The organism is Sphaerisporangium sp. B11E5 (genome assembly GCF_039871875.1).
Classification (GTDB): domain Bacteria; phylum Actinomycetota; class Actinomycetes; order Streptosporangiales; family Streptosporangiaceae; genus Sphaerisporangium.
This window is the reverse complement of sequence record NZ_JBDPMD010000044.1, coordinates 38,017-57,680: the sequence shown is the minus strand read 5'-3', so window position 1 is coordinate 57,680 and position 19,664 is coordinate 38,017. Positions and strand designations below refer to the sequence as shown.

The 19,664-nt window shown below is 73.8% G+C and carries 14 protein-coding genes; 6 read left to right on the top strand and 8 right to left on the bottom strand.

The features are described from left to right. Positions 1-37: 37 nt before the first annotated feature. The 5 genes from ABGB17_RS30275 to ABGB17_RS30255 are packed head-to-tail and all read left to right on the top strand — an operon-like array spanning position 38 to position 7,225. Entirely contained in the window at positions 38-1,252 is a 1,215-nt protein-coding gene (locus ABGB17_RS30275; RefSeq protein ID WP_347635616.1) for a radical SAM protein, read from the top strand. After that, positions 1,249-3,429 carry a prolyl oligopeptidase family serine peptidase gene (locus tag ABGB17_RS30270; RefSeq protein ID WP_347635614.1) on the top strand — a complete coding sequence of 727 codons (2,181 nt, stop codon included), beginning with the start codon at positions 1,249-1,251 and terminating at the stop codon, positions 3,427-3,429. Before ABGB17_RS30275 ends, ABGB17_RS30270 begins: the two co-directional genes overlap by 4 nt. Further along, positions 3,426-4,610: a hypothetical protein gene (locus ABGB17_RS30265; RefSeq protein ID WP_347635612.1), complete on the top strand. Its 1,185-nt coding sequence runs from the start codon at positions 3,426-3,428 to the stop codon at positions 4,608-4,610. Before ABGB17_RS30270 ends, ABGB17_RS30265 begins: the two co-directional genes overlap by 4 nt. Next, complete coding sequence (locus ABGB17_RS30260) at positions 4,607-5,809, top strand: cytochrome P450 (RefSeq protein ID WP_347635610.1); 1,203 nt, start codon at positions 4,607-4,609, stop codon at positions 5,807-5,809. Before ABGB17_RS30265 ends, ABGB17_RS30260 begins: the two co-directional genes overlap by 4 nt. Before the next feature lie 30 nt (positions 5,810-5,839). Next, positions 5,840-7,225, top strand: a complete 1,386-nt coding sequence (locus ABGB17_RS30255; RefSeq protein WP_347635608.1) for an MFS transporter — start codon at positions 5,840-5,842, stop codon at positions 7,223-7,225. On the opposite strand, the gene ABGB17_RS30250 is transcribed toward ABGB17_RS30255, so the two are convergent. The 4 genes from ABGB17_RS30250 to ABGB17_RS30235 all read right to left on the bottom strand — a co-directional run bounded on the left by ABGB17_RS30250 (position 7,172) and on the right by ABGB17_RS30235 (position 12,590). Beyond that, complete coding sequence (locus tag ABGB17_RS30250; RefSeq protein WP_347635606.1) at positions 7,172-8,953, bottom strand: BTAD domain-containing putative transcriptional regulator; 1,782 nt, start codon at positions 8,951-8,953, stop codon at positions 7,172-7,174. The two genes, ABGB17_RS30255 and ABGB17_RS30250, sit on opposite strands and share 54 nt — an antisense overlap. Before the next feature lie 36 nt (positions 8,954-8,989). Continuing rightward, on the bottom strand, positions 8,990-10,009 hold the full coding sequence (locus tag ABGB17_RS30245; RefSeq protein ID WP_347635604.1) for a hypothetical protein: 1,020 nt from the start codon (positions 10,007-10,009) through the stop codon (positions 8,990-8,992). Positions 10,010-10,343: 334 nt separating this feature from the next. Next, complete coding sequence (locus tag ABGB17_RS30240) at positions 10,344-10,847, bottom strand: flavin reductase family protein (RefSeq protein ID WP_347635602.1); 504 nt, start codon at positions 10,845-10,847, stop codon at positions 10,344-10,346. 15 nt (positions 10,848-10,862) lie between these two features. Further along, complete coding sequence (locus ABGB17_RS30235; protein WP_347635600.1) at positions 10,863-12,590, bottom strand: tryptophan halogenase family protein; 1,728 nt, start codon at positions 12,588-12,590, stop codon at positions 10,863-10,865. Positions 12,591-12,937: 347 nt separating this feature from the next. On the opposite strand from ABGB17_RS30235, the gene ABGB17_RS30230 reads away from it, so the two are divergent. Then, complete coding sequence (locus tag ABGB17_RS30230; protein WP_347635598.1) at positions 12,938-13,312, top strand: hypothetical protein; 375 nt, start codon at positions 12,938-12,940, stop codon at positions 13,310-13,312. Between the two features lie 33 nt (positions 13,313-13,345). Here the strand turns inward: ABGB17_RS30230 and hutI are convergent, their stop codons facing one another. The 4 genes from hutI to hutU all read right to left on the bottom strand — a co-directional run bounded on the left by hutI (position 13,346) and on the right by hutU (position 19,441). Continuing rightward, on the bottom strand, positions 13,346-14,560 hold the full coding sequence (gene hutI / locus ABGB17_RS30225; RefSeq protein WP_347635596.1) for an imidazolonepropionase: 1,215 nt from the start codon (positions 14,558-14,560) through the stop codon (positions 13,346-13,348). An 85-nt stretch (positions 14,561-14,645) separates the two neighbouring features. Further along, a complete protein-coding gene (locus tag ABGB17_RS30220; protein WP_347635594.1) occupies positions 14,646-16,025 on the bottom strand; it encodes a formimidoylglutamate deiminase in 1,380 nt (459 codons plus the stop codon). Positions 16,026-16,106: 81 nt separating this feature from the next. Then, positions 16,107-17,780: an allantoate amidohydrolase gene (locus tag ABGB17_RS30215; protein ID WP_347635592.1), complete on the bottom strand. Its 1,674-nt coding sequence runs from the start codon at positions 17,778-17,780 to the stop codon at positions 16,107-16,109. Next, entirely contained in the window at positions 17,777-19,441 is a 1,665-nt protein-coding gene (hutU, locus tag ABGB17_RS30210) for a urocanate hydratase (protein WP_347635590.1), read from the bottom strand. Before hutU ends, ABGB17_RS30215 begins: the two co-directional genes overlap by 4 nt. Between the last annotated feature and the right edge of the window lie 223 nt (positions 19,442-19,664).

Genomic DNA, 19,664 nt, shown 5'->3' with positions numbered 1-19,664 from the left:
GCCGGGAACATTTCATCGTGAGACGCGGAGGAATCCGATGCACAAAGGTCAGCACCGTGGCGCGGAGGTCCGTCCCCGCGTGCTCCGCGGGGAGCACGGCTGGTGGTTCCTCGGGCCCGGCGGCGTCGCCCGCCTCAAGAACGAGCATCTCACCCCGGACCGCGCGCTGCGCCCGGCCGCGGAGCGCAACCTCCGCGAGCGCGGCCTGTTCGACGTCCCCGCGTACCAGAGCTACTCACTCACCGTGCTGACCAGCACCCACTGCAACCTCGGGTGCGCTTACTGCTTCCAGAACACCGAGCAGGACACCAGCGGGGCGAACCGCCCGCCGCGGATCCGCTACGCCCGCCTCACCTCGCCCACCATCACCTCGATCCTGGAGTTCGCCGCGCGCCGCATGGCCGACGAGGGACTGTCCGGCCTGATGGTGATGCTCTTCGGCGGCGAGCCGCTGCTGAACCCGCAGGGCTGCCGCGAGCTGCTCGCGCGGGCCGCCGACTACGGGCTGCGCCGGGCGAGCATGACCTCCAACGGCACGCTGCTCACCCCGGAGCTGGCCCGTCAGCTCAGCGACCTCGGGCTGCGTGACGTCCAGGTCACCTTCGACGGCGACCGGGCCGAGCACGACCTCATCCGGGTCCGCAGGACCGGGGGCGGCACCTTCGACGACATCGTGCGCAACATGGCCGCGGTGACGGAGGCCACCCCGCTGCGGTGGGGCCTGCGGGTGAACGTCTCGCACCACAACTACGCGGGTGTGGACGGCCTGGTCGAGCGCCTCGCCGCCGGGCTGGACCCCTCGCGGTGCTCGCTGTACTTCGCCCGTGTCGGCGACGTGGGCATCGGCTACGGCAACGACCTGGAGTTCTCCGGCGGGATGGCCGCCAACTTCATCAGGTGGCAGCGCCGCGCGCTGGACCTCGGTTTCCACGTGCCGCGCCCGCGCACGGTCAACCCCTGCCAGGCGTGCTCGTTCGCCGACGGCAGGTACGGCGCCGTGGTGAACGCCGACGGCACACTGTCGAGCTGCTGGGAGACGGCCGGCAAGCCCGGCTGGCAGGTCGGCACGGTGCGCGACGGCTACCTGCCGCGCGAGCGGACCGAGGGCAAGTGGATCTCCTGCGAGGAGTTCTACCAGTACGCCGACGATTTGTCGGCGCTGACCCGGTTCCGCGACACCGTGGACGCCGCGCTGCTCGACTACCTGAGCGCCACCGGACGCCTCGGCGGGCGTGCGCGCCAGGACACGTGAGGAGCACCGTGCGCTACCCGGACGCCCCGCGGCTGGACGCGGCGGACGAGTTCCACGGCGAGGTCGTCGCCGACCCCTACCGCTGGCTGGAGAACCCGGCCGACCCGCGGACCCGCGCCTGGACGGCCGCCCAGGAGGAGCTGTTCGCCTGTGAGCGCGCCCGGTGGGCGGACCTGCCGGCGTGGCACGCGACGCTCGCCGAGCTGAGCCGGGTGCCGCTGAGCTCGCCGCCCCGGCCGCGCGGCGACCGCATGTTCGTCAACCGCCGCGAGCCCGGCGCCGACCACCCGGTGCTGGTGGTGCGCACGGGCGAGACCGAGCGTGTGCTGGTCAGCCCGCTGGCGCTCGACCCCGGCGGCGGCACGGTGCTGGAGGCGTGGCATCCCTCGCTGGAGGGCGGCCTGCTGGCGTACCAGCTCTCGTCGGGCGGCACCGAGGACTCGCTGCTGCGGGTGCTGGACGTCGCCACCGGGGCCGTGGTGGACGGGCCGGTCGACCGGGTGCGGCGCACCCCGGTGGCCTGGCTGCCCGGCGGCGGCGCGTTCTACTACGTGCGGCGGCTGCCCCCCGAGCTGAACCCGGGCGAGGAGCGCTACCACCGCCGGGTGTACCTGCACCGTGTGGGCACCGGCCCCGGCGAGGACGCGCTGGTGTTCGGCGAGGGCCAGGACAAGACCCGGTTCTACACCGTCGCGGTCACCCCGGACGGCCGCTGGCTCAGCGTGTCGGCGACCACCGGCACCGGCCCCGCCACCGACCTGTGGCTGGCCGACCTGAGCGACGGCGCCCTGGACCGGCCGCGGTTCCGCCCGGTCCAGCAGGGCACCGGGGCACGCTCGGCCCTGCGGATGGCGCCCGGCACCGCGCCGGGCGACCCGCTGTGGCTGCGCACCGACCACGACGCGCCGCGCGGCCGGGTCGTCGTGGCGACGCCCGCCGACCCGTCTCCCGCGCGGTGGCGCACGCTGATCCCCGAGCGGCCGGACGCGGTGCTCGAGGACTTCGTCCCGCTGACCGGCGACGGCCTGCCCCGGCCGCTGGCGCTGGTCTCGTGGACCCGGCACGCGGTCTCGGAGATCACCGTGCACGACCTGGCCGACGGCCGCGAGCTCGCCACCGTGCCCCTGCCCGGCAGCGGCACCGTCGGCGCGATCTCCACCCGGCCCGGAGGGGGCCACGAGGCGTGGTTCGGCTACTCCGACCACACCACCTCCCCGGTGAACCTGCGTTACGACGCCCGCGCCGGCGCCGTCGAGCCGTGGCCGCGCCCGGCCGGGCCGCGGTGGTCGGCCCGGGTGCGGACCTCGCACGTGACGTTCCCCTCCAAGGACGGCACGCCGGTGCGCATGTTCGTCCTGTCCTCCCGGGGGGTGCCGGACCGGCCGCGGCCCGCGATCGTGACCGGCTACGGCGGGTTCGGGGTGTCCATGTCGCCCGGGTACATGCCGCAGGCGCTCGCCTGGATCGAGGCCGGCGGAGTCTACGCCGTCGCCTGCGTGCGCGGCGGCGGCGAGGAGGGCGAGACGTGGCACCACGCCGGCACCGGGCCGCGCAAGCAGAACGTCTTCGACGACCTCGACGCCGCGACCGACCACCTCATCGAGCGGGGCTGGACGGCGCCCGGCATGATCGGCGTCACCGGGGAGTCCAACGGCGGGCTGCTGGCGGGTGCCGCGCTGACCCAGCACCCGGAGAAGTACGGCGCCGTGGTCTGCGTCGCTCCGCTGCTCGACATGCTCGGCTACGAGCGGCACGGCATGGGGCCGAGCTGGCGGCCGGAGTACGGCAGCGTGGCCGACCCCGAGGACTTCGCGGTGCTGCGCGCCTACTCCCCCTACCACCGGGTCCGTGAGGGCGTGCGGTACCCGCCGGTGCTGTTCGCCGCCGCCGAGGGCGACACCCGGGTGGACCCCTCCCACTCCCGCAAGATGTGCGCGCTGCTCCAGCACGCGTCCACCGGCCCGGGCCCGGTGCTGCTCCGCGTGGAGCGCGACGTCGGCCACGGCGCCCGCGCCGCGTCCCGCACCACCGCGCTGCTCGCCGACGCCTTCGCCTTCCTGGCCCGCCACCTCGGCCTCGCCACGCCCGCGGTCGCCGCCCCGGCGGCGGCCACGGCGGCCGGGAGCACCGCCCGGGCCGCCACGGTCCCGGCGTCCGCGGGCACCACGCCGGCATGAACGTCCTGCTGTGCCCGTTCAGCGACCCGGGTTACCTGTACCCGGCGCTCGCGGTGGGTGTGGAGCTGCGGCGGCGCGGCCACACGGTCGCCGTGCTCGGCCGCCCCGGCGCGGCGCGTGCCGCCCAGGAGGCGGGGCTGACCGCGCTGGACGCCGCCGCGTACGGCGGGACCGGCGCGTTCTCCGTCGGCCGCTGGATGATGACGGGACACGAGCAGTACCGGGCCGTGGTCGCCGCCGCCCGGGACACCGGGGCGGACGCGCTGGTGGCGTCGGTGCTGAGCCACGGGGCGCTGCTGGCCGGTGAGGCGCTGGACCTGCCGGTCACCGTGCTCGGTTTCGCCGCCCACCTGTGGCCGTACCGCGCGGGCGGGGACGGCGAGCCTGAGCACCTCGCGCAGCGGGAGTGGCGGCTGGGTGAGCTGCTGCGCCACTACCGGGCCCTGCGGGAGCGCACCGGCCTGCCCCGGCGCCACGACCGCCCGGCCGACCGGCCGCTGATCGGCGCCGGCCTGCTGCTGCGCGGCGACCCCGCCCTGGAGTACCCCGGCGCCGTCCTGCCGCACGGGGTGCGCCACGTGGGCCCGTGCCACTGGGAGCCGCGGCCCGCCCCGGCCGAGACGTGCCGGGTGGCGGGGCTGCTCGCCCGTTCCGGCAAGCCGGTGGTGTACGTGCACCTCGGCCGGGAGTTCGGCGGGACGAGCCTGTGGCCGCGGCTCAACGCGGCGTTCACCGGCGGCCCGTACCAGGCCGTGGTGGAGCTCGGCCGCTCCGGCGGCCCGCGGGCCGCCCCGCGGGCCGACATCGTCACGGTCCGCGTGCCGTACATGGGTCCGCTGATCGAGCTGTCCGAGATGGTGCTCACCAGCGGCACCAGCTCCCCCGTGCTCGCCGCCCTGCGCCACGGCAGGCCGCTCGCCGTGGCGCCGGCCGGCTCGGAGCAGCCGCTGCTCGCGGACGCGTGCGAGCGCGCCGGCGTCGCCGTCCGGTTCCCCGGTGAGGGCACCGCCGCCGCGCTCACCGGCGCCCTCGATCGCGCCCTGACCCGCGAGACCGTGCGGCGCCGCGCGCGGTGGCTCGGGGCCCGGCTGCGGGACGCCGGCGGCGCCGCGGCCGCCGCGGGCCACGTCGTCTCGACCGTCTCGAGCGCACCGGCGACCCCGACGGGAGCCCGCCCATGACCACGCCGAAGGCCCGGCCGTCGCCGTTCGACAAGAGCTTCCCCGCCGACCCGTACCCGCTGCTCGCCGGGTACCGCGCGGAGTGCCCGGTGACGCGGGTGCTGACGCCGTCCGGCCGGCCGGTGTGGATCGTCACCCGGGACGCCGACGTGCGGGCCGCGTTCACCGACCCGCGCCTGTCCCTGCAGGGTGACCAGGACCACTCGGGGCCGCGGCGCCGGGCGCTCGACGTCAGCCTCGTCAACTACGACCCGCCGCACCACACCCGCATCCGGCGGCTGGCCGTGCCGTGGTTCACGCCGCAGCGCGTCGAGGCGTACCGGCCGGTGGCCGAGGCGGTCGCGGCCGGGCTGCTCGAAACGCTCGCCGACCGGCCGGTGGCCGACCTGATGGCGGACTTCGCGCACCCCTTCTCCTTCCAGGTCATGTGCGAGCTGTTCGACCTGGACCCCGCGGTGCGCGGCGACCTGTACACCTGGGTCGCCTCGGTGTTCCCTGTGCGGGACCGCGAGGCCGCCACCGCCGGCATGGACCGGCTCGACGCGTTCTTCCACGAGCTGACGCGGCGGCGGCTGGCCGCGCCGGGCGACGACGTGCTGTCCTCGATCCTGCGCGCGTGGGACCCGGCCGGCGGGGTGGAGGAGCGGGAGGTCGTGTCGCTCGGCGCGTCGCTGCTGCTCGCCGCGTACGAGACCACCGCCCAGGTGATCGGCATGTCCCTGCGGGAGCTGCTGACCCGCCCGGCGGACCTGGCCGCGCTGCGCGCCTGCCCGCACGCGCTGCCGAACGCCGTGGACGAGCTGCTGCGCTTCCACCCGCCGGGGCCGTTCGCCACCCTGCGGTTCGCCAGCGAGGACGTCCCGGCCGGGGACGCGGTCATCCCAGCGGGTGCCCGCGTGCTGCTGTCCATCGCCGCCGCCAACCGCGACCCCGAGCGGCACCCCGACCCCGACCTGCTGGACCTGGACCGGGCCGGCGCCGCCAAGCACATGACGTTCGGGCTCGGCCCGCACTACTGCCCGGGTGCCCCGCTGGCCCGGCTGGAGCTCGGCGTGGCGCTGGCCGCGGTGCTCGGCCGCCTCCCCGGCATCACCCTGGTGCCGGGCCCCGCGCGCTGGCGGGGCAACATCCTCAACCGGGGCCTCGCCGAGTTGCTCGTGCGCCCGCACGGGGAGCCCCCCGAGGAGCGCGCCTGGTGAAACGGCACACCCACCGACGAAGGTGACCACATGAGCGAGCTCCCGCCGCTGAGGCGCAACTTCCGCTTCCAGATGTTGTGGATCGGCGCGGCGACGTCGGGCTTCGGCACGACGCTGACCTGGCTGGCCTTCCCGCTGCTGATCCTCGCCATCACCGGCTCCCCCGCGCTGGCGGGTCTGGTCAGCGCGTTCCGCATCACCACCAACCTGCTGGTGTCGCTGCCCGCGGGGGTGTGGGTGGATCGGTGGGACCGGCGCCGCATCCTGATCGCCGCCGAGGCGGTGCGGTTCGCCAGCCTGACCGCGCTGACCCTGGCGATCCTCGCCGACCAGGTGGCGTTGTGGCAGATCGCCGTGGTCGCCGTGATCAACGGCACGGCCGACGCGTTCTTCAGCCCCGCCCGCGCCGCCGCCATCCGCGCGGTGGTCGCCCCCGCGCAGCTCTCCTCGGCGTACGCGCAGGAGGAGGCGCGCAGCCACGCGGCGTCGCTTGCCGGCCCGCCGCTCGGCGGTTTCCTGTTCGCCCTCGGCCGGGTCGTGCCGTTCGCCGTGGACGCGCTGACGTACCTGATCTCGCTGGTGTGCGTCGTGCTCGCCAAGGTGCCCCGGCACCCGGAGGCCGCGGCGCGGCGGCAGAAGACCCGCATGCGGGCCGACATCGCCGAGGCGGGCGGCTGGTTGTGGCGGCAGCGGGGGCTGCGCGCCGGGCTGACGTTCTCCCTGGTGTCCAACCTGGTGGCCAACGCGTTGCTGCTGCCGGTCATCGTGATGATCGAGGCACGCGGCGGCGACCCGACGGTGACCGGGTTGGTGCTGGCCGGCATGGGGCTCGGCGGGCTGCTCGGCGCGATGGTGTCGGCGCGGATCGGCGCGCTGCTGCCGCCGGGACGGCTCATGCTCGCGGTGGTGGGGTTCTTCGCGCTGATGGTGTGCGCGACCGCGCTGCCGTTCGGCGCCTACTGGCCCACGGTCCCGCTGTTCCTCGCGATGGTCGCGGTGCCGGCGCTGAACGTGGCGCTGCAGGTACTGGTCGCCACCATGGTGCCCGACGCGATGATGGGCCGGCTGACGTCGCTGTTCGGCACGGCCAGCATGGGGCTGACGCCGCTCGCGCCGCTGGTCGGCGGCGTGCTGGCGCAGTACGTCGGCGGGCCGGGCGCGCTGCTGGTCATCGGCGGGCTGCTCGCGGTGAACGTCGCGGTCGCCGCGATGGGCCCCGGGCTGCGCAGCCTGGACGGCCCCGCGCCCGGCGGCGACCCGGCTCCCCCTGACGACGGCACCGCTCCCGGTGAGCTCGTGCTGAGCGGCGCCGGGGAGGTCGTGCCGCACGGCTCGCCCGACGAGGAGCCCGTGGCGGAGGGCTCAGGCGCCGCCGACCCGGTGCAGCTCGACCGCGAAACGATGCGCGAGCGGTGACATGGTGTACAGCATGGCGTGCGCCGTCACCTCGTGGTCCGGCACCGAGAGGATGTTGGCCTCCAGCAGCGACTCGATGACCCGCTCGGCCGGCAGCCCGGTGGCGTCCAGGGTGCCGACGAGCTGGTCGTGGCTGAACGGCGGCGGCTCCAGCGCGCCGAGCGTGCGGAACGCCGCCCAGGGTGTCCACGACGGCCGGTTGTAGCCGTCCTCGAAACGTTCCCGCAGCGACAGGTCCCCGGCGACGAACTCGTCCAGCACGCTCTCGGCCCGGCCGAGGCGGTCGGCCAGCCGGGCGAGCGGCACGTGCGGCAGCCCGGCGAACCGGCCGCCGAGCACCCGCAGGATCAGCGGTGACAGGCCGTACCGCTCGAAGATGGCGGTGACGGCGGCCGGGTCGCCCAGCACCCGCTCGGCGCCGATCATGCGGCGCAGGAACTCGGTGCCCTCCTCGGCCGACAACTCCCCGAGGCCGACCCGGGTCACCGACTCCAGCCCGCTGAGCCTGCTGCGGCTCGTCACCAGCACCCTGCTGGCGCCGGCGCCGGGCAGCAGCGCACGGACGCTGGCCTCGTCGGGTGCGTCGTCCAGGATGAGCACGATGCGGCGGTTGGCCAGCCAGGACCGCCACACCGAGGCCAGGACGTCCTCGTCGCGCACCCCGGGCACGCTCACCCCCGCGGCCTCCAGCAGTTCCCGCTGGATCTCCGGGATCGGCCGCGGCGCGCCGCCGCGGCGCCGCAGCGGCAGCACCACCGCGCCGTCGGGGAACATCGGGGCCACCATGTGCGCGACGTGCACCGCGAGCGTCGTCTTGCCGATGCCGAGATCGCCGGTGATCAAGGTGACCGGGGACGGCTCGTCGGCGATGCGGCGCACCTCACGCTCGCGGCCGACGAAGTCCGCGACGTCGCGGGGAAGCTGGTTGACCGCGGCCTGGACCGGCTTCGCCGGGGCGCCGCCGCCCCGGGGCAGGGCGGGTGCGCCCGCGCCACGCAGGATGTCCTGGTAGAGGGACTTCAGCACCGGGCTCGGGTCGATGCCCATCTCGGCGGCCAGGTGGCGGCGCAGGCCCTCGAAGTGCGACAACGCCTCGGAGGTGCGGCCGCAGCGGGCCAGCGCGGTCATGCGGGCCGCGGCGATGCGCTCGCGGGTGGGGAACCGCGCCGCGACCAGATCAAGGCCGTTCAGCGCCTCCACGTGCCGGCCGAGCTCGATCTCCAGCTCGGCCCAGTCCTCGTACACCGACAGGAACAGCTCGGTGAACCGGCCGACCTCCCGGGACACCAGCGGCACGTGGGAGAACTCGGCCAGCGGCTGGTCGCGCCACAGCCTGACGGCCTCGCCGAGCAGCTCGGCCGCGACGCCGGGGGCGCCGCCGCGTACGGCGCCCCGGCCGGTCCGCGCGGCCTCCTGGAACCTCAGCAGGTCCACCTCGTCACGCTCGGCGCGGAAGCTGTAGCCCCAGCCCTGGAAATCGATGCGGTCACCGACGATCTTGCGCAGCGCGGAGACGTACACCTGGAGATTCTTGCGCGCGGTGCGCGGGGGAATATCGCCCCACAACGCGTCGATCAACTGAATGGAGGGGACGACCATATTGACACGGCATAACAATATGGCCAGGAGCAACCGCTGTTTCGGCGCCCCGATGACGGCCCTGACACCTCCGGCCCGGACCTCCAGCGGCCCGAGTATCGAGCATTGTAATGGTGCTCCCTGACTCATGCCTCCCCCTCGATGTGACTACGCGGCGACCGACGGTCACCGGCCCAGGGGGCCGTTCCGGGTGCCCAGCATGAGGAAATCGACGACACCGATCGGCGGCGGCCGGTCCGCGCGCCGTGACGCCTGAAGGTGCAGCTCGCGTACCATCCGCGCGGCGGCGAGCGACACCGCGCGGTCACCCGCCCTCGACTCGTACCACCGCCAGTCGCCGTCCGCGTTGACCTCCAGGAACACCACGTCCTCGCCGTCCAGCAGGACGTCGAACGCTCCAAAGGCGAGGCACCAGCGCGCGGACAGCCGTCGCACCGCCTCGGTGACCGCGGGCGGCGAGGGCACCGGGGCGACGGCCACCGACGCGGCGTCGCGCCACAGGGCGTCCGGCGCGCTCTTGGTCACCGCGTACGCGTGGACGGCGCCGTCGAGGTGGTACACCCGCAGCTCGGCGTCGTGCCGGACGTGCTCCTGCACGATGACGGGGAAGTCGAGCGGCGCCCAGCGCGCGGCGTCCTCCCGCGGCACCACCTCGGGGAACACCCCGACCAGCAGGCCGGGGGCGGTCTCCACGAAGTGCTCGTCCAGCACCTTCACCACGACGTACGGGCCGGGCATCGCGGCGGCGGCCGGGCCGGGGTCGGTGGTGACGACGGTGCGCGGGGTGCGGACACCCTCGCGCGCCGCCCCGGCGAGCTGCTCCAGCCGCCCGGGGGCGCCGCCCGGCAGGGCCGTCGGCGCGAGCGCGCGGAGCTGGCCCACGAGCGCGCGCCAGGAGTCGGCGCGGACCCGGGCGGCGGCGTCCGCCGGGACGGGGCCCGGCGGCAGGTCCCGCGCCCACACGACGGTCGGCGCGACCAGGCGGCCGTCCAAGGTGATCGTGCCGTCCCCCGGCACGACCGACAGGCCCGGCGCCGCGCCCGCCTCGACGTGGACGCTCGGCACGCCGAGCGTGGCCAGGGTGCGCTGGAGCGCGGCGAACTCGGCACGGCCGGCCCGGTCGGCGAGCACGACACAGGGCAGCGGGACGGCAGGGTCGCCCGCCGGGGGCGACGGCCATGACACTGAGGGCCGCGAGGATCGCAGGTCTACGGTGACAGGGGAATCATGGAGCCGGCCGAGCAAGGGGGCCCTAACGGCGCTCAACAAGCCCTCACCGTGAATCTGCGCCGACCGGGCGTGCTTTTCGTACTGGCCGCGGGTAATTGCAGGGAAACCGCGACGGTGATCACTCCCACCCTTACAGCTAACGATGTCACGACTTAAGTGTCAAGAGAACGGGAGTAGGCACCATGAATACGGCGCAATTCACGAAGGGGATAACAGTTATTAACTATTCTCAAACCGGGCACATGGCGGCCCGTTATCCCCGCTCAGCGCGGCGACCGGGGCGGGTGACTCACTCGGGCCAGGCCTCGTAGCGCCGCAACCCGTACAGCAACGGCGCGGCGTCCGGCCGCCACGCCGTGGCGCCGACCACCTTGCCGATCACGAGAGTATGGTCGCCCGCGCCGACCACGTTGTCCACCGCGCACTCCATCGTGGTGTGCGCGTGCTCGGGCAGCGCGGGCAGCGACCAGATCGGGGTGGTGTCCCAGCCGACCACGGCGAAGCGGGACGGGACCGGCGAGGAGAAGACGATCGCCGCCTCCCTGCCGTCCTGGTGCAGGAGGTTCACCGCGAAGACGCCGGCGTACTCCACCTCGGCCAGGGTCTCGCTGCCGCGGCGCAGCGACACCAGCAGCAGCGCGGGCTCCAGCGACAGGCTGCACAACGACGAAACGGTCATGCCGTACGGCGTGCCGCACCGTCCCGCGGTGGTCACCACGGCGACGCCGCTCGGGAACGTGCTCATCAGGTTGCGGAACCGGTCGGAGGCGATGGAGTCGAGCTGGCGCGTCATCGCTTGCCCCCGGGATCAGAGGGTGGGGGCGGACTTGGCGACCCAGCCGTCCCTGTCCTTGATCAGCTCGTCGTGCAGGCGCGGCTCGGCGTCGAACAGGGCCAGCGCCTCCGCCTGCGGCAACGCCTGGCGTACCAGCACGTCGGCCGCGGCCTTGCGGGCCCGCCACCGCTCGATCGGCTCGGCCGAGCGCAGCAGCCGCGTCGGGACCTTCTGTCCGAGCAGCACGCAGTCGACGCCCTCCAGGCCGTAGAAGGTCGGCGCGGTGAGCCCGAGATGGAGCTGGGTCAGCTTGTCGCGCAGCCGCAGCGGGGCGCCGGCGGCGTACACCTCCAGCAGGGGCCGCAGGCCCGAGATGTCGGTGAGGCTGCGCGCCTCCCGCCAGAAGGGGGTGTCCAGGCGCGTGTTGAAGCGGTAGTGCACGGACAGGAACCAGCGGATCTCGTCCCACTTCTTGCCGAGCACCGAGTTGACGACCTCGCGGCCGACCGGGTCGCTCCAGGAGGCGGGCATCGAACGGACCAGGGCCAGGATGCCCTGCGTGATCATCAGCAGCCCGCTGGACTCCAGGGGCTCCACGAAGCCGTAGGAGTTCCCGATGGCCATCATGTTGCCCCGCCACGCCGACTCGTGCCGTCCCACCCGGAACCGCACCAGCCGCGGCGGGGTGACGCCGGGGAAACACCGGGCCAGCTCGGCGGCGGCCTCGTCGTCGCTGATCGCGGCCGAGGAGTAGACGTACCCGAGGTGGTCGCTCTCCCTGGTCGGGATGTTCCAGCACCAGCCCGCGTCCATGGTCCTCGCGGTGGTGTACGGCTTGAGCAGCCCGCCGTGCGGGACGTTGCCGGTGACCGCGCGGTCGGTGAACAAGCTGTCGGAGTAGCTGTGGAACGGGGTGTTCAGCGCCTGGCCGAGCAGCAGGGAGCGGAAGCCGCTGCAGTCCACGTAGAAGTCGAACTCCAGCCGCCGCCCGTCGGTGGTGACCAGGTGATCGATCCAGTCGGGCCCCGCGGGTACCACCTCGGCGATCTTGGCGTCGAGGTGCCCGACGCCGCGGGACCGAGCAAGGCCCGTGAGGAACCGGACGAAACGCTCGTTGTCCAGGTGGTAGGCGAACGCCAGGTACTTCATCAGCGAGACCGGCTCGTCGTCCGGCGCGAACACCGGGGTGCGGTCCGCCGTCATCATCAGCGACTGCAACGTGAAGGCGTTGATGTTCCCCTGCTCGGCCAGCGACCCGAGCATCCCGATCGAGTTCGACCCCCAGTCGAACGGCGCCATGAACCCGTCCGGGTCCGGCCCCCAGTCGAACCGGATGCCGAGCTTCCACGTCGGCCGCACCTCGCGATAAAGCTCCATGGGGTCGATCCCGAGATAGTGATGCAGGAACGTCACCATCAACGGCACCGTCGCCTCCCCCACCCCGATGATCGGCACGGTGGACGACTCGACCAGCGTCACATCCAGCCAAGGCCTCTTCGCCCGCAACGCCAGCGCCGTCAGATACCCCGCCGTCCCCCCACCGATGACCCCCACCCGCCGGACCCCCTGCGGATCCCCCTCCACCGGCCGCCCGAACTCCTGCACCACCCTCTCCCGCCCCGCCCCGAGCCCCCGAGGCGCCTTGACACTCTCCGGCACCAGCCAGGAGCGCACCAGCGCACTCTCCTCCTCACTCAAGGCCCCGGCGAGCCCGTCCAGCAGTCCACTCAAGTTGATGGGGTCGCCAGAACTCATCGCCATGCCCGGACTCCATTCCCCGCCACCGCGTAGTCGCTCGCAGACTAAGATCCCGAAGTTCGGATTCGGTTCAGCCCCGGTATGGAACCGGCCAATCACCCCCCACCCCCGCCCCCGAACCCCCGCAGGCACCGCCACACCCACCACCCCGCACAGCGCGTCACCAGCGCCAAGACACCTCGTGCCGGTCGAGCGGCGCCCCCGCTCCGCCGTGGACAAGGTGCTCAAGACCGACCTGCGCGACACCTGGGCCGTGTCCAGTTCCCAGAAACAGTAAAGCTCAACGTAATCATCAAGTGACGCTCTGTAGCATCGCCTGGTCGGTTCAACGATCAGTTAAGGAGCTGCACATGCGTTACATCCCCGCGGTCATCGCGCTGGCCGCCGCCGGGTTCGTCGTCACCGCGGCGCCGTCCGCGAGCGCCGCCACGATCAGGATCAGCGGCACCGTCGCCCCGGGTACCGAGACGTTCCTCACCCCCGAGCTCACCCCCACCACGCCCTACCGCGGCGTCGTGCTGGTGCAGCTCAGTGACAACCCCGGGCCGGTGGAGATCAAGATCGGCAACTGCCGGGGGCGGTACCTCGGCACCGTCGCCATCCCCGCCGGCGACCACGCCCCGCACGTCGCCGCGGTGACCGGCGCGCCGCCCACGTGCATCCGCTACCGCGTGAGGAACACCGGCACCGCCCCGGTCACCCTCACCGGGACCGGCTACTTCTAGCCGAGCCCGCGACCTGCCGTGGAGCCGGTCGCCTCATCCGAACTCGCGGCCCCGCCGCGAGACCGGCGACTCACGGCCGAGTTCGCGCCCCGCCCGCCAGACCCGCGACACCAGCGGCACCCCAGGCCGGTACGCCAGGTGAACCGGGGACGGCGCGTCCAGCATCACGAAGTCGGCCCGGGCCCCCGGCGTCAGGTGCCCCACATCGGTACGCCGCAACGCCCGGGCCCCGCCCATGGTGGCCGCCCACAGCGCTTCCTCCGGCGTCATGCGCATCTCACGCACCGCCAGGGCGATGCAGAACGGCATGTTGGTGGTGTAACTGGACCCCGGGTTGCAGTCGGAGGCCAGCGCCACGGTCACCCCGGCGTCGATCAGGCGCCGGGCGTCCGGGTACGGCGACCGTGTCGAGAACTCCGCCCCCGGCAGCAGCGTGGCCACCGTGTCACCGGACGCCAGCGCGTCCACGTCCGCGTCGGTCAGATGCGTCACATGATCGGCCGACGCGGCCCCCATCTCGACCGCGATCCGCACCCCCGGCCCCTCCCCGAGCTGCCCCGCGTGCACCCGGAGACCCAACCCTCTGGCCACCCCCGCCTCCAGGATCGCCCGGGTCTGCTCCCCGTCGAACGCCCCCCGCTCACAGAACACATCGATCCACTTGGCGTGCGGCGCGCAGGCGTCCAGCATCTCCCCCCGCACCAGATCGACATACTCGTCCGCCCGCCCCGCGTACTCCGGCGGCACCACATGCGCCCCCAGAAACGTCACTTCCTCGGTGAACCCCCGAGCCACCCGCAGACTCCGCACCTCGTCCGCGACCGTCAGCCCATACCCCGACTTGCACTCGATCGTCGTCGTCCCCGCCCGCCCCGCCTCCCCGGCCAGCCGCCCCACATTCCCCGCCAGCTCCTCATCCGTAGCCGCCCGAGTAGCCCCCACCGTCGTCCTGATCCCCCCCGCGCTGTACGCCCGCCCCGCCATCCGCGCCGCGAACTCCTCCGCCCGATCCCCCGCGAACACCAGATGCGCATGACTGTCCACAAACCCCGGAACCACCGCCCGCCCCCCGGCCTCCACCCTCTCCTCAACCCCCTGAGGCGCCCCCCTCCGCTCCCCCGCCCACACCACGACCCCGTCCTCCACCACAAGCGCCGCGTCCCGCGCCACCCCACCCTCCGGCCCGTTGGTGACCAGCACCCCGATCCCCTCCACCAGCAACGACGCCACCCCGGCCCCCTCGATCACCCGTTCCCGACCATGCCGCCGTACACGCTCTCACACCCCGGCCCGCTCCCGGCGCGCCGACGGGCTCAGCGCACAGACAGACGGGTCAATCGCCTCGGGTCACCTCTTCGACGGCCGCCGACAGCAGGGCCGGGACGTCGCCGGTCAGCAGGTGGCGGCCGTCGGAGACGATGTGGCGGCCGGTGGCGACGACCTCGCGGACGTCGGCGCTCGTGGCGGCGAAGACGAGGGATTCGAGAAGGGTGTTCGGGTCGGCGCCGGCGAGGCGGACCGAGTCCAGGGAGACGGTGACGAGGTCGGCGGGGGCGCCGGGGCGGATCTGGCCCGCTTCTGGCCAGCCCAGGGAGGCGTGGCCGGTTTCTGTGGCGGCGTGGAGGAGGTCGGTGGCGCGCCAGTGGCCGCGGTGGCGGGTCGCGAGGCGTTCGTCGAGCTCTACGGCGCGGGACTCTTCGAAGAGGTCGATGACGGCATGGCTGTCGCTGCCCAGGGACAGGGGGGTGCCGGCGTCGGCGAGGGTGCGCAGGGGGCCGATGCCGTCGGCCAGGTCGCGTTCGGTGGTGGGGCAGGCGCAGACGGTGGTGCCTGAAGTGCCGAGCAGGGCGATGTCGGTCTTGGTCAGGTGGGTCGCGTGGACGGCCGACGACGCGGGGCCGAGGGCGCCGTGGTCGGCGAGCAACTCCGTGGGGGTGCGGCCGTGCGCGGCCTGGCTGGCGTCGTTCTCGGCGGTCTGCTCGGACAGGTGGAAATGCAGCGGCACGCCGCGGGCGCGGGACCAGCCGGCCACGATGCCGATCTCGTCGGCGGGGACGGCGCGGACCGAGTGCACGGCGGCGCCGACCCGGGCGTGACCGCCGAACGCGCCACCGGTGGCCTCGCTCCGGCCGGTGACGTCGTCCAGGAGGTCGTCCACACGGTTGGCCCAGGCGGTGGCGCTGAGGTCGGTGAACCTCGTCTGCGGGCCCACCAGCGGGATGCCGAAGCCGCCGGTGAGGTAGCAGGCGTCCAGCAGCGTGACGCGGATGCCCGCGTCGCCGGCGGCGGCGATCACCGCCTCGCCCATCGCGTTGCGGGAGGCGTAGCGGCGCCCCTCGGCGTCATGGTGCAGGTAGTGGAACTCGCCGACGCACGTGATGCCCGCGAGCGCCATCTCCGCGTACACCGCCGTGGCCAGCCGGTGGTACGTCTCCGGTGTCAGCCGCCCCGCCACCTGGTACATCTGCTCACGCCACGTCCAGAACGTCCCCCGGTCCCGCTGGGTCCGCCCCCGCAACGCCCGGTGGAAAGCGTGCGAGTGCGCGTTCGCCATACCCGGGATCGTCACCCCCCGCAGGTGCACGGCCCCCGGCGGCACCCCACCCGCCTCCTGCCGCACATCGGTGATGACCTCCCCGGCGACCTCGACCACCACCCCCGCCACGACCCCGTCCCCGCCCAGCCACGCATGATCCGCGTAGTACACCGGCACGTATGTCCCCCGCTCACCTTCCGCTACTGCCCGCCGGACGACTACCCCGACAGGACGAAAGTGACCAGCATGCCACGCCTGTCACTCCCGCGACGTCCGGTTGCTCCCTCCCGGCATGGTGGCCAGATCCTCCAGCACAGCCGCCAGCGCGGCGACACCGACAACGCAATCCCCGACGTCGGCGTACTCCTCGGGACTGTGGCTCGTACCGGTGGGGTTGCGCACGAACACCATGGCCGCAGGCACGTAACCGGACAGAATGCCGGCATCGTGCCCAGCACCAGTGGGAAGCACAGGCACACCCCCGACACCCCCCACCAGCCCCTCCCGCACACCCGCTTCCCGGACACCACCGAGACTCCCCACCGAATCATCCGGCACGGCCGCCTCCGGCACACCGCCGAGACTTCCCACCGAACCATCCCGCACGGCCACCTCCGGCACACCGCCGAGACCCCCCACCGAACCATCCCGCACGACCACCTCCGGCACACCGCCGAGACCCCCCACCGAACCATCCCGCACGACCACCTCCGGCACACCGCCGAGACCCCCCACCGAACCATCCCGCACGACCACCTCCGGCACACCACCGAGACCCCCCACCAGACCATCCCGCACGACCACCTCCGGCACACCACCGAGACCCCCCACCAGACCATCCCGCACGGCCACCTCCGGCACACCGCCGAGACCCCCCACCAGACCATTCCGCGCGGCTGCCTCCGGCACGCCGCCGAGGATTTTGGCGATGTGGTCACGCAGGGCCGTGTCGAACTCGACCACGGGGGTGTACGACTCGGGCACCACCTCGGTCCGTACGCCGTGCTCGGCGGACGCGTGCTCGGCGGCACGGGTGACCTCGGAGAGGATGTCCCGCACCGTCTCCTCGCGGGGGGCGCGGGCGTCGAGCCAGGCGTCGACGCGGGACGGGATGGCGTTGGTGCCGTTCGGGGTGACGAGGACCTTGCCGAAGGTTGCCAGGCCGCCGAGCCGCTCGGCCGCGGCGCGGGCGGCGAGCACGGTGGTGGCGAACGGGAGCATGGGGTCGCGGCGGTCGGCGAGGCGGGTGGTGCCGGCGTGGTCGGCCGCGCCGTGGAAGGTGCACCGCCATCGGCCGTGCGGCCAGATGGCCGCCGCCACGCCCACCGGGGCGCCGAGGTCCACCAGCCCGCGGCCCTGCTCGATGTGCAACTCCACGAACACCTCGATGCGGGACAACGCTTCGTCGTCACGCCCGATCGCCTCGGGGTCGGCCCCGGCGGCGCGCATCGCCTCGGCGAGCGTCACACCGTCGCCGTCCCGCAGCGCCCGGGCGGTGCCGGGGGCGAGGACGCCGGTGAGCAGGCGGCTGCCGACGCACGCCACCCCGAACCGCGCCCCCTCCTCGTCCGCGAAGTTCACCACGGCGATCGGCCGGGACGGCGTCACACCACGCGCCCGCAACTCGTCGACGGCGAGGAACGCCGACACCACCCCCAGCGGCCCGTCATACGCCCCGCCCCCCGGCACACTGTCGAGGTGGCTGCCGGTGACCACCGCCCCGGGGCCCGGCTCCCCCCACCAGGCCCACAGGTTGCCGTTGCGGTCCCGCTCGCAGCGCATGTCCCGCGACGCGGCCTGCCGGGCGAACCACTCCCGCAGCTCCAGATCGACGGCCGTCCACGCGAACCGGTGGTACCCGGCGGGCCCGCCGTCCCCGATCGCCGCGAGCTCCGCCCAGACCGCCTCGAAGCTCGCCCGCAGCGTGGTCATCGCGGGTCCGCCATCGGGATGGTGACGCCGCGCTCGGCGGCGACTTCCTCCGCGCGGTCGTACCCGGCGTCGACGTGCCGGATGACACCGGTGGCGGGGTCGTTGGTGAGGACGCGTTCCAGCTTCTGCGCGGCCAGAGGGGTGCCGTCGGCGACGGCGACCTGGCCGGCGTGGATGGAGCGGCCGATGCCGACGCCCCCACCGTGGTGGATGGAGACCCAGGAGGCGCCGGAGGCGACGTTGACCATGGCGTTGAGAAGGGGCCAGTCGGCGATGGCGTCGGAGCCGTCGAGCATGGCCTCGGTCTCGCGGTACGGGGAGGCCACGGAGCCGGTGTCCAGATGGTCGCGGCCGATGACCACGGGGGCGGACAGCTCGCCGGAGGCGACCATCTCGTTGAAGCGCAGACCGGCGCGGTCACGTTCGCCGTAGCCGAGCCAGCAGATGCGGGCCGGCAGGCCCTGGTACGCGACGCGCTCGCCGGCGAGGCGGATCCAGCGGGCCAGGGATTCGTTCTCCGGGAACAGGTCGAGGACGGCGCGGTCGGTGGCCGCGATGTCCTTGGGGTCGCCGGAGAGGGCGGCCCAGCGGAACGGGCCCCTGCCCTCGCAGAACAGCGGGCGGATGTAGGCGGGGACGAACCCGGGGAAGTCGAACGCCCGGGTGTACCCGGCCAGCTTGGCCTCGCCCCGGATGGAGTTGCCGTAGTCGAAGACCTCGGCGCCCTTGTCCAGGAAGCCGACCATCGCCTCGACATGCCGGGCCATGGAGTCGCGGGCGCGCAGGGTGAACCCGGCGGGGTCCTTGGCCGCCTCGTCCCGCATGTCGTCGAACGCCATGCCGAGCGGCAGGTACGACAGCGGGTCGTGCGCGGAGGTCTGGTCGGTGACGATGTCGATGGGTGCGTCCATGGCGAGCATCTCGGGCAGCACCTCGGCGGCGTTGCCGAGCAGGCCGATGGACAGCGGACGGCGCTCGGCGCGGGCCTCGGCCGCGAGCCGCAGCGCGTCGGCGAGGTCGGTGGCCTGGACGTCGAGGTAGCGGTGCTCGATGCGCCGGGCGATGCGCGAGGGGTCGCACTCCACGCAGATGGCCACCCCGCCGTTCATGGTGACGGCCAGCGGCTGCGCCCCGCCCATGCCGCCGAGCCCGGCGGTCAGCGTGACCGTGCCGGCCAGCGACCCGCCGAACCGTTTGGCGGCGACGGCGGCGAACGTCTCGTAGGTGCCCTGCAGGATGCCCTGGGTGCCGATGTAGATCCACGACCCGGCGGTCATCTGCCCGTACATGGTGAGCCCCAGCGCCTCCAGCCGCCGGAACTCCTCCCAGGTGGCCCAGTCGCCCACCAGGTTGGAGTTGGCGATCAGCACCCGGGGCGCCCACTCGTGGGTCCGCAGCACCCCCACCGGCCGCCCCGACTGCACGAGCAGCGTCTCGTCCCCCTTCAGCCCTTGGAGGGTGCGCGCGATGGCGTCGAACGAGGGCCAGTCCCGCGCCGCCTTCCCCGTGCCGCCGTAGACCACCAGCTTGTCGGGATGCTCAGCCACCTCGGGGTCGAGATTGTTGTGCAGCATGCGGTACGCCGCCTCCTGCTGCCATCCGAGGCAGGACAACCCGGCACCCCGCGGTGACCGGATCACCCGGCGACCCTGGTCATTCATGACGTCATCTCCTCAACTCGGTATTCACGATCACCGGGCCAGGAACGGCCCTCACTCGAACGAAACGACATGGCACGTCCCCCGAAACCGCACAGCACGTCCCCGCCGACCGCGCCAGGGCGCCGGACCGGACCGAGGCAGGGCGGGACGGGGCGGGCGGACCGGACGGGGCGGGGCGGGGCGGACTGGGCAGGGCGGTGCGGACCGGGCGGGGCGGACCGGG